This window comes from Halomonas sp. LMYGS-3 (assembly GCF_059509875.1).
Genome location: NZ_JCAKFQ010000003.1, coordinates 118,823 through 132,897, shown reverse-complemented (window position 1 = coordinate 132,897; position 14,075 = coordinate 118,823). Strand labels below are relative to the sequence as shown.

The 14,075-nt window shown below is 67.9% G+C and carries 13 protein-coding genes; 11 read left to right on the top strand and 2 right to left on the bottom strand.

Annotated elements, in window-relative coordinates; all coding sequences use genetic code 11:
* Positions 1–3: 3 nt before the first annotated feature.
* From wrbA to pdxH, 3 genes are all read left to right on the top strand, one after another.
* A complete protein-coding gene (gene wrbA, locus AC5W54_RS04205) occupies positions 4–627 on the top strand; it encodes an NAD(P)H:quinone oxidoreductase (protein ID WP_495960815.1) in 624 nt (207 codons plus the stop codon).
* Positions 624–1,016 (top strand): DUF2069 domain-containing protein, encoded by a 393-nt coding sequence (locus AC5W54_RS04200; protein WP_495960814.1) that lies wholly within the window; start codon positions 624–626, stop codon positions 1,014–1,016. Before wrbA ends, AC5W54_RS04200 begins: the two co-directional genes overlap by 4 nt.
* Before the next feature lie 145 nt (positions 1,017–1,161).
* Complete coding sequence (gene pdxH / locus AC5W54_RS04195) at positions 1,162–1,803, top strand: pyridoxamine 5'-phosphate oxidase (protein WP_495960813.1); 642 nt, start codon at positions 1,162–1,164, stop codon at positions 1,801–1,803.
* A 102-nt stretch (positions 1,804–1,905) separates the two neighbouring features.
* Here pdxH and AC5W54_RS04190 read toward each other — a convergent pair whose 3' ends face one another.
* A complete protein-coding gene (locus tag AC5W54_RS04190; protein WP_495960812.1) occupies positions 1,906–4,653 on the bottom strand; it encodes a bifunctional acetate--CoA ligase family protein/GNAT family N-acetyltransferase in 2,748 nt (915 codons plus the stop codon).
* 132 nt (positions 4,654–4,785) lie between these two features.
* Here AC5W54_RS04190 and AC5W54_RS04185 point away from each other — a divergent pair, with 132 nt between their 5' ends.
* Both AC5W54_RS04185 and AC5W54_RS04180 read left to right on the top strand, forming a co-directional pair.
* Positions 4,786–5,724 (top strand): histone deacetylase family protein, encoded by a 939-nt coding sequence (locus AC5W54_RS04185; RefSeq protein ID WP_495960811.1) that lies wholly within the window; start codon positions 4,786–4,788, stop codon positions 5,722–5,724.
* A 145-nt stretch (positions 5,725–5,869) separates the two neighbouring features.
* Positions 5,870–6,505, top strand: a complete 636-nt coding sequence (locus tag AC5W54_RS04180) for a helix-turn-helix domain-containing protein (protein ID WP_495960810.1) — start codon at positions 5,870–5,872, stop codon at positions 6,503–6,505.
* Between the two features lie 18 nt (positions 6,506–6,523).
* Here AC5W54_RS04180 and AC5W54_RS04175 read toward each other — a convergent pair whose 3' ends face one another.
* Complete coding sequence (locus AC5W54_RS04175; RefSeq protein ID WP_495960809.1) at positions 6,524–7,405, bottom strand: formate dehydrogenase accessory sulfurtransferase FdhD; 882 nt, start codon at positions 7,403–7,405, stop codon at positions 6,524–6,526.
* A 64-nt stretch (positions 7,406–7,469) separates the two neighbouring features.
* Here AC5W54_RS04175 and AC5W54_RS04170 point away from each other — a divergent pair, with 64 nt between their 5' ends.
* The 6 genes from AC5W54_RS04170 (at position 7,470) to AC5W54_RS04145 (ending at position 14,065) form a co-directional block, all read left to right on the top strand.
* Entirely contained in the window at positions 7,470–7,901 is a 432-nt protein-coding gene (locus tag AC5W54_RS04170; RefSeq protein WP_495960808.1) for a DUF3305 domain-containing protein, read from the top strand.
* Complete coding sequence (locus AC5W54_RS04165; RefSeq protein ID WP_495960807.1) at positions 7,898–8,449, top strand: DUF3306 domain-containing protein; 552 nt, start codon at positions 7,898–7,900, stop codon at positions 8,447–8,449. The genes AC5W54_RS04170 and AC5W54_RS04165 overlap by 4 nt, the downstream gene beginning before the upstream one ends.
* A gap of 114 nt (positions 8,450–8,563) precedes the next feature.
* Positions 8,564–10,270 carry a 4Fe-4S binding protein gene (locus tag AC5W54_RS04160; RefSeq protein WP_495960806.1) on the top strand — a complete coding sequence of 569 codons (1,707 nt, stop codon included), beginning with the start codon at positions 8,564–8,566 and terminating at the stop codon, positions 10,268–10,270.
* Positions 10,271–10,274: 4 nt separating this feature from the next.
* Complete coding sequence (locus AC5W54_RS04155) at positions 10,275–10,898, top strand: TorD/DmsD family molecular chaperone (protein WP_495960805.1); 624 nt, start codon at positions 10,275–10,277, stop codon at positions 10,896–10,898.
* Positions 10,899–10,981: 83 nt separating this feature from the next.
* Positions 10,982–11,182, top strand: coding sequence for a twin-arginine translocation signal domain-containing protein (locus AC5W54_RS04150; RefSeq protein WP_495960804.1), 201 nt, complete (start codon positions 10,982–10,984; stop codon positions 11,180–11,182).
* Positions 11,183–11,209: 27 nt separating this feature from the next.
* Positions 11,210–14,065 carry a formate dehydrogenase subunit alpha gene (locus AC5W54_RS04145; RefSeq protein WP_495960803.1) on the top strand — a complete coding sequence of 952 codons (2,856 nt, stop codon included), beginning with the start codon at positions 11,210–11,212 and terminating at the stop codon, positions 14,063–14,065.
* Positions 14,066–14,075 lie beyond the last annotated feature (10 nt).

Below are 14,075 nucleotides of genomic sequence, written 5' to 3'. Positions count from 1 at the left end.
CCGATGAGCGCCTCCCTGCCCTATGTACTGATCCTCTACTACTCCCGCCACGGCGCCACTCGCGCCATGGCCGAACAACTCGCCGCCGGCGTCGAGTCGTGCCGCGGCATCGAGGCCCGGCTGCGCACCGTGCCGCCGGTCTCCCCTACCTGCGAGGCCGTGGATCCGGAGATCCCCGCCGAGGGGGCCGTCTACGTCAGCCTCGACGACCTGCGCCACTGTGCCGGCCTGGCCATCGGCAGCCCGACCCGGTTCGGCAACATGGCCGCGCCGCTCAAGCACTTCATCGATACCACCAGCGAGCTGTGGCTGGGGGGCGCCCTGGTAGACAAGCCGGCCAGCGCCTTCACCTCCACCTCCAGCCTGCACGGCGGCCAGGAGACCACCCTCATCTCGATGCTGCTGCCGCTGCTGCACCATGGCATGGTCTATGCCGGCCTGCCCTACAGCGAAACCGAGGTGATGGACACCACCAGCGGTGGCACTCCCTACGGGGCGAGCCATCTGGCCGGCAAGCGCAGCGATCGGCCGCTCGACGACCACGAGCGTCATCTGGTACGGGCCCAGGGCAAGCGGCTCGCCAGGCTGACCCTGGCCCTGGACACCATGCGTCGGGAGGCCTCATGAGGCAATGGCTCGAAGGGCTCGAGGCCCGGCACGGTATCGACGCGCTCACCGAGCGCTCCCGTCGGTTGGTCCTGTTCAGCTATGCCCTGCTGCTGCTGCTGATGCTCTACCGGGGGGTCGCCGTACAGAGCGAAGCGGGACATCTCGGGCCGCTGGTCGCCTTCGTGCTGCCGCTACTGCTCTTCCTGCCGTCGATCATCGGCCGCCGTCCGCGGGGGCATGCCTGGCTGGCCTTCGTCAGCCTGCTCTACTTCACCCAGGGGGTGATGGTCGCCACCCTGCCGGGGCAGGGGCTGCGCGGCCTGCTCGAGGCGCTGGTGTCGTTGGCACTGTTCACCGGATGCATGGGCTATGCCCGCTTCCGCAGCCGCCAGCTGCGCGCCGGCTGAGCCGGTGCCAGGGTGCAGCCGGGAGGGTCGCCGTGAACCTTGATGGTAATAACCTTAGCCGAAGAAAAGCGTCGCCGACGCCGTCCAGGGTGTTGAGCTCGACACCGTGAGCAGCGACCATGGAGCAAATTTCGAGGAGAACGTCATGACACGCAACATCGCCGATATCCGACGCGACTACGAGGGCGGAAAGCTGGACGAGGCCGAGGTGACCGACGACCCCATGGTGCTGTTCGACGAATGGCTGACGCTGGCGCTGGAGGTGGAAGGCGAGGACGGCAATACCATGACGCTGGCCACCGTCGACAGCCAGGGGCTGCCCCATGCCCGGATCGTGCTGCTCAAGGGCGTCGACGAACAGGGGGTGGTCTTCTACACCAACTACCACAGCCACAAGGGCAGCGAACTCGCCAACGTGCCCCATGCCGCCCTGGTGTTCTGGTGGCCCTCGCTGTCGCGCCAGGTCCGCATCGAGGGAGCCGTCGAGCAGGTCAGCGAAGAGGAGTCGGACGCCTACTTCGCCAGCCGGCCCCGCTCCAGCCAACTGGGCGCCTGGGTCGCCACCCAGAGCGTGGTGATTCCCGATCGCACCTGGATCGAGGAACGCGAGAAACGCTTCGAGCAGGCCTACGAGGGCCAGGACATTCCCCGGCCGGTGCACTGGGGCGGCTATCGGGTGCTTCCCGAGATGATCGAGTTCTGGCAGGGGCAGCCGAGCCGCCTGCACGACCGCATCCGCTACGAGCAGCGCGACGGCGCATGGAGCCACTTCCGCCTGGCGCCCTGAGCCGCCCATCTCTCCCCCCCAGCCCGTCATCGTGCCGCCCCCGCCGGTAGCGGGGGCTGTCGTCGTTCCAGGGTGTCGCACGGGCAACGAATGCGTGCCTTTTCAGTCGGGCAGGCTTTCCAGGCGATGCCGCTGCCACTCGCTTTGCGGTTCGTTGAGCCGCAGCACCGCGTCCACCACCTGCTCCTCCATGTTGTAGCGGCAACGGAATCCCAGATGCTTCATCAGGGCACGCATGGGATGGTTGTCGACCATGATCTTGCCGATCATCTCGAGAGTGCCGACGCTCCGACAGTAGCCGATCATCTTGTTCATCAACAGACTGCCGATGCCGAGTCCCTGGAGGTCGTCACGGATGATGATCGAGAACTCGGTGCGAATGTTGTCCGGGTCGTTCCACACCCGCACCACCCCCAGCATCTCCTTGCTGCCGTCGTCGCGCAGGTGCTCGGCGATGAAGGCCATCTGCCGGTCGTAGTTGATATGGGAGAGGATCGACAGATCGCGCTGGGTCAGGTTCGACTTGTGGTGGAAATAGCGGAAGCGGATGCTCTCCTCGGAGAGCTGGGTATGGAAACTGGTGATCAGCGGGGCATCCTCGGCGCGGATCGGGCGTACCTCGACCTCCCAGCCGTTCTTGAGGGTGACCCATTCGCGCAGCTCTTCCGGGTAGGGCATGATCGCGAAACGGGCCGGGGTGCCCAGGTCCATGGCGAAGTCCACCGCCACCATGCCGTCACGGTTGAGCAGCAGCGGATTGAGCTCCAGCCCGCGCAGGTCCAGGAGATCGCTGGCCATCTGCGATAGCTTGACCAGCATCTCGCAGAGCCGCTCGATGTCCCGCTGCGGATCGCTGGAGTGCTCGCGGATCAGGCGGGCGGCATGGGTACGGCCGATCATGTCGTCGGCCAGGCGCATGTTGAGCGGCGGCAGGGCCACCTGGCGGTCGGCGAGGATATTGACCTTGTAGCCGCCGATGCCGAACACCACCACCGGCCCGAAGACGGGGTCGCGGGTGATGCCGGCGCAGAGCTGCATCGAATGCTTGCCGCGCTGCATGGGTTGCAGGCAGTACTCGCGGATCTCGAAGGCGGGAAACTTCTCGTTCACCTTCTCCGCGAGCCGGCGTACGCCCTCGGCGACCTGCTCCGGGGACCCCAGGTCCTGCAGCAGGCCGGCGGAGAGCTTGTGCGGGTGCTTGCGGTAGCGGAACGGCCGGCAATTGCCCTCGTGCACCACCTTGAGCGCCAGGGGGCCGTCGCTCTCGGCCGCCGCCGCGGCTCCCTCCTCCGGCGTCGTCACGTAGCGGCTGGGCGCCACGGGGATGCCATAGGCCTCGAGCACCTGGGCGGTCTCCGAGTGGGACAGGCACTCGCGCCCGCCGGCCTTGGCTGCGGCGATCAGGCGGCGACAGCGCCGGCGGATGTCCGCCGTGGTGGTGAACGGCAGGCTCGGCGGGGTCTCCTGCAGCAGCGCCTGCACACGCTGGTAGTCGACCATGTGCATGAAGGCCTTCACCGCCTTCTCCGGCGAGAGATAGGTGGGGATCCCGGCCAGGTTGCACTCATGGCGTGCCGACAGCGCCTCCTGCAGGCCCATCCAGCTGGTCAGCAGGTTGCGCCGGAAGCGCTTGCGATTGGCGATGATCGCCTGGGCGGTGGCCTTCGACGGTGCCAGCCGGGTCGGGGCATGGACCACCAGCACGGCATCGACGCCCGGGTCGGCGGCGACGATCTCGAGAGCGTCGACCAGCTTCTCCGGCGTGGCGTTGCCCCCCAGGTCCACCGGATTGTCGCCGGGGCGGCTCATGTCGAAGTCGCCCTGGCGCAGCGCCCGGTGGGTCTCCTCGCCGAAACCGGCCAGCTTGCCGCCGGCACTGACCAGCTTGTCGATGGCCAGCAGCGCCGGGCCCAGGCCGTTGGAGACGATGGCCAGGCGATCACCGCGCAGCGGCTTCATCCGCGACAGGGTCTCCAGGGCATCGAACAGCTCATCGGAGTCATTGACCCGCACGACCCCGGCGCGGGCGAAGGCGGCATCGAAGAGCTGGTCGCGGTTGGCCACCCCGGGCGTCGGCGGCAGGCCGGTAAGATCCGACGCCGCGGTGCGCCCGCTCTTGATCGCCAGCACCAGCCGATGCCGGGAGGCGTCACGCAACGCCGTCATGAAATGCTGGGCGTCGAGAATCCGCTCGAGGTGGAGCAGGATGGCCTGGGTAGGGGAGTACTGGTTGATGTAGTCGATCAGGTCGGGAAGCATCACATCGACACTGTCGCCGACGGTGATCAGGTGCGAGAAGCCGACTCCCCGCCCGGCGGCCCAGTCGATCATGGCATTGCCGAGCATGCCGGACTGGCCGAGGTAGGCGACCCGCCCCGCCTTGACCGGTTGACTGGCATAGGACGCGTTCAGCTGGCGCCCGGGCACGATCAGGCCCATGCATTCCGGCCCCAGGACCCGGATCCCCGACTCCCGCGCGGCAGCCAGCATGCGGGTGCGAATCGAGCCCTTGTCGCCGCGCTCATCGTCCAGATGGGCGCCCCCCGAGAGCACCAGGGCGGCCTTGACGCCGAAGCGTCCCAGCCGCCCGATGCGTCCCGGTACGGTCTCGACCGGCGAGCAGATCACCGCCAGGTCCGGAATCTCGGGCAATTGCGAGACACGGGCCACACAGGGCTGACCGAAGACCGTCGCGTAGCCCTTGGGATTGACCGCCCAGACGCTGCCGGGGAAACCGCCCTCCTGGAGGTTGCGGATCACCAGGCCGCCGAGCGACTGGGGCTTCTCGGATGCACCGATCACCGCCAGGGTACGCGGCTCGAAGAAATGGCGCAGGAAACGGGTGCTCAAGGCTCTCTCCCCGGGGTGTCCTCGTGGCGGGTGATGGCGATGGTTGACTGCTCCCCTGTGTACGACCTATTGACACTGTCGTGCAAGGGGCTGCGCGCATTATCGTGACACCAGTTACCCTGGAGTGCGTGCATGATCACCGCCTATATCTCCCATCCCGATTGCCAACTGCATCACATGGGGCCCGAGCACCCCGAGAGCCCGCTGCGACTGGAGGCGATCCGTGCACGGCTGGCGCTCTCCGGCGTGCTCCAGCAGACCATGCAGTCGGACGCCAGGGAGGCGACCCGGGAGGAGCTCGTCCGGGTGCACCCGCTGCGTCACCTGCAGGCGCTGGACAAGTGCGTGCCCGAGCAGGGCCTCGTGATCCTCGACAGCGATACCATGCTGAATCCGGACAGCCTGCAAGCCGCACGGATGGCGGCCGGCGCGGTGATCCGTGGCGTCGACCAGGTGTTCCGCGGCCAGGCCGACAACGTCTTCTGCGCGGTGCGCCCGCCGGGCCATCACGCCGAGGCCACCGATGCCATGGGCTTCTGCTTCTACAACAACGTCGCGGTGGGGGCCGCCCATGCCCGCGCCCGTTACGGCGCCCGCCGAATTGCCATCCTCGACTTCGACGTCCACCAGTGCAACGGCACCATCGACATCTTCAAGGGTGACCCCGAAGTACTGATCTGCACCAGCTTCCAGTACCCCTTCTACCCCTGGCGCTACCTGCGCAGCGAATGGCAGAACGTGGTCAACACCCCGCTCGAGGCCGGCACCGGCAGCGCCGCCTTCCGCCAGGCCATCGAGGATGACTGGCTGCCGGCCCTGCATGCCTTCAAGCCGGATATCGTCCTGGTCTCGGCGGGCTTCGATGCCCATCGGCAGGACGAGCTGGCCGAGCTCTGTCTCGAGGACGAGGATTTCCACTGGGTCACTCGCCTGGCCATGGAGATCGCCGCTCTCTATGCCGACAACCGCCTGGTCTCGGTGCTCGAGGGTGGCTATCACCTGGAGTCGCTGGGGCGCAGCGCCGAGGCTCACCTCAGAGCACTACTGGGGCAGCCCTTCGCTACCCGATGACGTTTCCTGCCGGCGGGAAACCTGCCGGAGTCGCCCGCCCGTCCTCTCATGTCGCAATCGGCACCATTTCGGGTCGTTCACGCGAGGCGTGAGGCATTCGTTGTGATAGGCTGATGGAAATTCTGTTTCCGATAGTGAACCGACCATGACCGCCACCACCGATCAGGACGCAGCCCTGCGCATCGCCTCGGGGCGCAAGCCCTTCGTCGAGCCACTGCGCCTGGGGGAGCGACTCAAGGAGATCCGCCTGGCGAACCAGTGGACCCTGGAGGACGTGAGCCAGCGCACGGGGCTGGCACGCTCCACGCTCTCCAAGATCGAGAACGATCAGATCTCCCCCACCTTCACCGCCGTGCAGAAACTGATCGGCGGGCTCGGGATCGACCTGCCGCAGCTGCTCGCGCCGCCCCGTACCCAGACCCGCACCATGGGGCGGCGCGACCTGACCCGCCGGGGGCATGGCCAGTTGCACCCCACCCCCACCTACGAGCACGAATTGCTCAGTTGCGAACTGGCCCAGAAGCGCATGATCCCCTTCAAGACCATCGTGAGGGCGCGCAGCTTCGACGAGTTCAGCGAGTGGGTGCGCCACGACGGCGAGGAGTTCATGATGGTGCTCGACGGCGAGATCCTGCTCTATACCGAATTCTACGAACCGCTCCAGCTGGCCCAGGGTGACAGCATCTACTTCGATAGCGACATGGGCCACGCCCTGGTGTCTGTCAGCGAGCAGGATGCCGTGGTGCTCTCGGTCTGCACCAGGAGCGACAACGCCGCCTGACCGGCCGGCGCCCGGGCCCTATCCTCTCGCCCGCACCCGGTCACTGGGACGTCGCGGCGGAACGGCATCCAGCTCGAGGCGCCCGCCGGCGTTGATCGCCTGGAAGTGGCGTCCCTTGGCCCGGGCGATCAGCAGCACCCCGAAGCGTTCGGCGAGCTCCACCCCCTTCTGGGTCACGCCGGAGCGCGAGACCAGCACCCCGATGCCCATCTGGGCCACCTTGAGCACCATTTCCGAGGTCAGTCGGCCGGTGGTATAAAAGATGTCGGCGTGACGCGAGTCGGCCTCTTCGAGCCACTGGCGACCGGCCAGAGTGTCCACGGCGTTGTGACGCCCCACGTCCTCGACGAAGTCCAGCACCCGCTCCTGGTGGCAGAGGGCGCAGCCGTGTACGGCACCAGCGCTGCGATAGGTCTCGTTGTAGGCACCGAGGTTCTCGAGCAACCGGTAGAGCACCGACTGGCGCAATCGAGTGGCCGGCAGGGCCTTGAGTGACGTGGCCTCGAGCAGGCGGCCGAATACCGTGCCCTGACCGCACCCGGTGGTGACGGTGCGGCTTCCCAGACGCTCCTCGAGGTCCTCGGGCAGGTGTCGCGTGACCACCGCGGCGGCCTCCACCTCCCAGTCCACATACACCACCTGGAGGTGCTCGCGCTCGGCGATCAACCCCTGATTGCGCAGGTAGCCCACCACCAGGGCCTCGGGATCGGCCCCCAGGGTCATCAGGGTGACGATCTCGCGGTTGTTGAGGTAGACGGTCAGGGCGCGCTCGGCGGCGATCGCCTGGCGACGTGGCTCGCCGAATTCGTCGAGCACCTCGATCTCCAGGGTGGCGGGCAGGCGCGCCTGGCTCAGGCTGATGTCGTGCATCCAGGGCTCCTCGGCAGAACGTTGATTCATGATGATGGCATTCCCTCCGTCCAGTGTCTTTACTGCAATGACAACTTTGACGAGAACGGCATCCATGACCCACACCACCAGCCACCGCACCCTGAGCTTCGAGCTCGCCAGCGAGTCCCGACGCGTCAAGGGCTTCACCGCCACCCGGTGGCGGATCGTTGACCTGGCCCCGGGCGACGGCGGCCCCTGGGTACTGGAACTGCAGCTGTATCTCACCGAGCGGGCCGCCTACCGCTTCAACCTGGGCGCCGACACGCCCCACCTGTTCGTACGCTGCGGCGAGAGCGGGGGCTCCCCTCGCCCCTCGGCGATCACGGCCAGCCAGGAGGTCGCCGCGGGATGGCTCGATGGCGAACAGCAGGTACTGGAGGTCGAGATGCCGCTGGCCATCCAGGTCTGGCTGGAGGCCTATCTCGCCCGCCACGGGGAAGCGCCGGACGAGGGGCGCAAGAAGAAACGCCAGGGGGCGGGCCGTGCCCGGGAGCAGAGCGCATGAATCGACTGAGTCGCTGGTCGCGCCGCAAGCTGGGCGAGGAGACCGATGACAGCGAAGTGCCCGAGACGGCACACGCTGCGGTCGAGCCCGCAGCGGAGACGCCCGACCCCGAGGCGACGGCCACCCCGGAGTCCGGCAGTCTCGATCATACCCTGCCCGACCCCGACACCCTCCCCCCCGGCAGCGACTTCAAGGCATTCCTGAAGCAGGGGGTCAGCGACGGCCTGCGCCGGCGTGCCCTGCGGCGGATGTTCTCCGGCGACCATTACGGCATCCGCGACGGCCTGGACGACTACGACGCCGACTACCGGGAACGCCTCAAGCCCCTGGCCGGAGAACTGGCCCAGCGCCTGAGGCAGTGGACCCGCAAGGCGAGCGAACCCGAGGCGGCAGAAGATGCCCCCGAGACGCTCGACGATGCCGAGATCGCCGAAAACGGAGCGGAGCATCGCCGGGAAACGCCCGCCCGTACCGACGAGAGCGCAGACGACGCCCGACGACAGGAGGACGAGGTCGCCGCCGAGCCGGGCGCCTCAGGGAGGGATTAGACCAAGGATGGTCTGACAGAATGCCGAAAGCCAACCAGACTGCAACATTAGTATCACCCAACAATAACAACAGCATCACACGACAATAACAACGTAATCCGACCGTGAGGTGGTATGAATCAGCGCATCGAGTCGATGCCGGTGGACGACACCGGCAACCGTCTGGCGCGGGAGGCGGCGCACCGCCGGATCTCCTGGCCACTCAACCTCACCCCGGCGAGTATCGCCTATGTGAGCGAGGGACACGCCTTGATCCTGGGCAACGAACGTGACGCTCGCCGGGCCGCCCGGGAGCTGCAGGGTCGGGGGCTGGCCTCGCTCACGCTCGCCTTCACCGACCCCGTCGAGCCGGTAGCGGAAGACGACGACGAGACCCTGCTGGTCGACACGCGCCACCTGACCAGCCAGCCCCTGACCCGCGAGCAGGCTGCCAACCTGCGCGTCGAAGGCTACCTGGGGCACTTCTCGGTCAGCCTCGCCGGGGAGCAACCGCTTGACCTGGCCCGGGCACTGGCCGACCGCGACCACTTCGACCTGGTCCTGGACCTCGGTACGACACCGATGCTGGCACTGGAGTTGCCCCCTCCCGGCTATGTCGCCCTGCGCTGGGCCGAGCCCGATCGCCCCTCCCGGCTCGAGGCCTTCGCCGACCTGGTGGGCGAATTCGACAAGCCCCGCTATTTCCAGATCGACCAGGATCGCTGCGCGCACTCCTCCAGCGGCAACACCGGCTGTACCCGTTGCCTCGAGGTTTGCCCGGCCGATGCCATTGCCAGCCGGCAGGGGCGCATCGAGGCCTGGATCGAGATCGACCCCTTCCGCTGCCACGGCGTCGGCAGCTGCAGCAGCGCCTGCCCCACGGGGGCCATCCAGTTCCGGCTGCCGGAAACGCATCGCCAGCAGGAGACCCTGCTCGCCTGGCTCGAGGCCTACCGCCAGGCCGGCGGTACCACGCCGGTAGTGCGCTTCGTCGCGGCCGACCACCGGGCCTCCGACGACGACCCGGCCGGCCATGTCCTCGACATCCCGCTCGAGGAGTTGGGGGCCGCCGGGCACGATCAATGGCTGACCGCCCTGGCGGGCGGCGCCGCCGAGGTACGCGTTCAGTGCCATCCCCGGATGCCCGAGCGACTGACCGCCTTCATCGACGACCAGCTCGCCCAGGCCCGGGCGCTGCTCGAGGCGCTGGGGCACTCGCCCGAGCGCGTGACCTGCCTCGAGGCCGGCGACACTGCCGCCCGGGACGCGCTGCCGGCGCACCCGCCGCTGGCGGCCGCCGACCTCGCCCTCGACGGCCTCGGCAAGCGTGAACGACTCGAATGCGTGCTCGGCCACCTGGCCGAGCTGGGTCGCCAGGACGGCACGCGTCATGCCATGCCGGCCGGCGCCGCCCATGGCGGCATCGCGGTGGATACCCGGCGCTGCACCCTCTGCATGGCCTGCGTGGCAGGCTGCCCCACCCCCGCCCTGGCGGCCGGCGACGAGAGCCCCCAACTGAGTTTCCGCGAGGCCGACTGCGTGCAGTGCGGGCTCTGTGCCGAAGCCTGTCCGGAGGATGCCATCGCCCTGCTGCCCGGCTTCCTGGCCGATCCCGCCCGGGGCCAGCGCCGGGTATGCCACGCAGAGGAGGCCTTCGAATGCATCCGCTGTGGCAAGCCCTTCGCCACCGTCAGCACCATCGCCACGATCAAGGCCAAGCTCGCCGACCATCCCTACTTCGCCGGAGAGGCCCTGTCCCGGCTGGAGATGTGCGAGGACTGCCGCGTGCGCGACGTGTGGCGGGAACTGGCGCGGGATCCCGAGTCGCAACTGAAGGTGTGAGCCCATGACCGACACTCTCACTCCCCCGACCGAGCTCGACGAGTTTCATGCCCTGCGGGCCGACGTCTACCGGCTGCTGGCACGGCTCTTGCGCGAGGCTCCCGATGGTGCCCTGCTCGACTGGCTCGCCGGACTGGAAGTCGAGGACGACGGCAGCCCCCTCGCCGCTCCCTGGCGCGAGCTCATCGCCTCGGCACGCGACGCCTCCGTCGAGGAACTGACCCGTGCCCACTTCCGCCATCTCGTCGGCGTCATCCAGGGCGAGGTGACCCCCTACGCCTCCTGGTACCGCAACGGCGAACTGATGGACGCGGCGCTGGTGGCCCTGCGACGCGATCTCAAGACCCTGGGCATCGAGCGCAGCGAACGGACCCGCGATCCGGAAGATCACCTGGCCGCGCTCAGCGAGGTGATGGCCCTGCTCATCGAGGCCCGCTCCCCCGTCGAGGCACGGTTCTTCATGACGCACCTGGCGCCCTGGGCCGCGCACTGCCTGGCGGACCTGGGCCGGGTCGAATCGCCCTTCTATTCAGCGCTCGGCCGGCTCGGCCGGGCCTTCATCGACAGGGAAGAGGCGCTGCTCGCCGGCGAGGCAGCGCAGGAACCCGTCAGGCTCGTCGAGCCCTGACCGACATCATCGCGAGAGAGCCCATGCACACGACAACGACAACAACGCCAACCCAAGGCCACGGCATGACAGAGGAGACTCCCATGAACAAGACTCGCAATCCCGAGCGGCGCCGCTTCCTCAAGACCCTCGGGGTCGGTACCGCCGCCGCCGGGGCAGCGGCCGCCGTCGGTCATGTCACCCTGGTCCAGGCCGAGACCGCCGCCGAGCCCCTGGCCGACACCTCCCGCCAGTACCGGGAGACCGACCATATCCGCGCCTTCTACGCCACCCTGCGGGACTGACGGCTCGACAGCCAGGAGATCACAGCCATGCGTCTGACTCGTAAAAGCGATGCCCCGAAGGTTGCCGGGCTGGGCATATCCCGCCGCCAGTTCCTCAAGCGCAGCAGTGCCGCCACCGGCGGCCTGGCCGCCGCCGGCTTCATGGGCGCCCCGATGATGCGCCGCACCGAGGCCGCCGACAAGACGCCGGTGCTCGATGCCCCGGTGGAGGTGAAGCGCACCATCTGTTCCCACTGCTCGGTGGGCTGCGGGGTCTATGCCGAGGTCCAGGAGGGCATCTGGACCAAACAGGAACCGGCCTTCGATCACCCCATCAATCGCGGCGCCCACTGTGCCAAGGGGGCGTCGCTACGCCAGCACGGCCACTCCAGCCGGCGCCTCAAGTACCCCATGAAGCTGGAGGGCGGCGAGTGGCAGCGGCTGAGCTGGGACGAAGCCATCGAGGAGATCGGCGACAAGGTGCTGGCACTCACCGAGGAGCACGGCCCCGACAGCGTCTACTGGCTGGGTTCGGCCAAGTTCAACAACGAACAGGCCTACCTGATGCGCAAGTTCGCCGCCCTGGCCGGCACCAACAACACCGACCACCAGGCGCGCATCTGCCACTCCACCACCGTCGCCGGGGTGGCCAACACCTGGGGCTACGGGGCGATGACCAATTCGCTCAACGACATGCAGAACAGCAAGGCGATCATGTTCGTCGGCTCCAACCCCTGCGAGGCCCACCCGGTGGCCATGCAGCATATCCTGCTGGCCAAGGAACGCAGCCACGCCCAGATCATCGTCGTCGACCCGCGCTTCACCCGCACCGCGGCCAAGGCCGACAGCTTCGTGCGCATTCGCCCCGGCTCCGACGTGGCCTTCATCTGGGGCCTGCTGTGGCATATCTTCGAGAACGGCTGGGAGGATCGCCGGTACATCGACCAGCGCGTCTACGCCATGGACGAGGTGCGCGAGGAGGTGGCCAACTTCCCGCCCGCCGAGGTCGAGCGCATCACCGGCGTCCCCGAGGCGGTCATGCGCGACACCGCCCAGCGCCTGGCCGACAACCGGCCCGGCTGCATCGTCTGGTGCATGGGCGGGACCCAGCACACCACCGGCAACAACAACACCCGGGCCTACTGCATCCTCGAGCTGGCGCTGGGCAATATCGGCAAGTCCGGAGGCGGCGCCAACATCTTCCGTGGCCACGACAACGTCCAGGGCGCCACCGACCTGGGCCTGATGTCCCACTCCCTGCCCGGCTACTACGGCCTGAACGAGGGCGCCTGGGCGCACTGGGCACGCGTCTGGGACCTCGATCTCGACTGGCTCAAGAGCCGCTTCGACCAGACCGAGTACGCCGATGGCCTGCCCATGTACAGCGATGGCATCACGGTGTCGCGCTGGATCGACGGGGTACTCGAGGAGGAGGAGGCCATCTCCCAGCGTACCCGGCTCAAGGCGATGTTCTACTGGGGACACGCGGTCAACTCCCAGACCCGCGGCCCCGAGATGCAGAAGGCCATGCAGCAGCTCGAGATGATGGTCATCGTCGACCCCTACCCCACCGTAGCCGGGGTGATGCATGGTCGCAGCGATGGCGTCTACCTGCTGCCGGCGGCCACCCAGTTCGAGACCACCGGCAGCGTGACCGCCACCAACCGCTCGCTGCAGTGGCGCGACAAGGTCATCGAGCCACTCTTCGAGTCGAAGCCGGACCACGAGATCATGTACCTGCTGGCCCGCAAGCTCGGCTTCGGCGACGAGCTGGTCAAGAACTACGAGATGAACGGCGACGAGCCGCTGATCGAGGACATCACCCGCGAGTTCAACCGCGGCATGTGGACCGTGGGCTACACCGGCCAGAGCCCGGAACGCCTCAAGGCCCACCAGCAGAATTGGCACACCTTCAGCTTCCGTACCCTGCAGGCCGAGGGCGGTCCCGCCGATGGCGACTACTATGGCCTGCCGTGGCCCTGCTGGGGCACCGCCGAGCTGGGCCATCCCGGCACGCCGATTCTCTATGACACCAGCAAGCGGGTCTCCGAGGGCGGCCTGACCTTCCGCGCCCGCTTCGGCATCGAGCGCAATGGCGAGAACATCCTCGCCGACGGCGTGTTCAGCGAGGGCTCCGAGCTCAACGACGGCTACCCCGAGTTCACCGACGAGATGCTCAAGGACCTCGGCTGGTGGGACGACCTCAGCGAGGAGGAGCAGGCCGAGGCCGATGGCCGGAACTGGAAGACCGACCTCTCCGGCGGCATCCAGCGGGTGGCCATCGCCCACGAGTGTGCCCCCTTCGGCAACGCCAAGGCGCGCTGCAACGTCTGGACCTTTCCCGACCCCATCCCCAGGCACCGCGAGCCGCTCTACACCAGCCGCCGTGATCTGGTCAGGGACTACCCCACCTGGGACGACGTGGCCTCTCACTACCGGTTGCCGACGCTCTACAAGAGCATCCAGGACAACGACAACTCGGATCGCTACCCGATCATCCTGACCTCCGGGCGCCTGGTGGAGTACGAGGGAGGCGGCGAGGAGACGCGCTCCATGTCCTGGCTCGCCGAGCTGCAGCAGGAGATGTTCGTCGAGATCAACCCGGCGCTGGCCAACGAGCTGGCGGTGGCCGACGGCGACGACGTCTGGGTCGAGGGGGCCGAGGGTGGCCGCGTGCGGGTCAAGGCGCTGGTCACCCCGCGGGTCGCCCGCGAAGTGGTGTTCATGCCCTTCCACTTCGGCGGCATGTTCCAGGGCGAGAGCCTGCATGACCGCTACCCGGAGGGTTCCGCGCCCTATGTGCTCGGCGAGGCGGCCAACACCGCCACCACCTACGGCTATGACACCGTGACGCAGATGCAGGAAACCAAGTGCACCCTGTGTCGTATCGAGAAGGCCAGCTGATAGCGCTCGC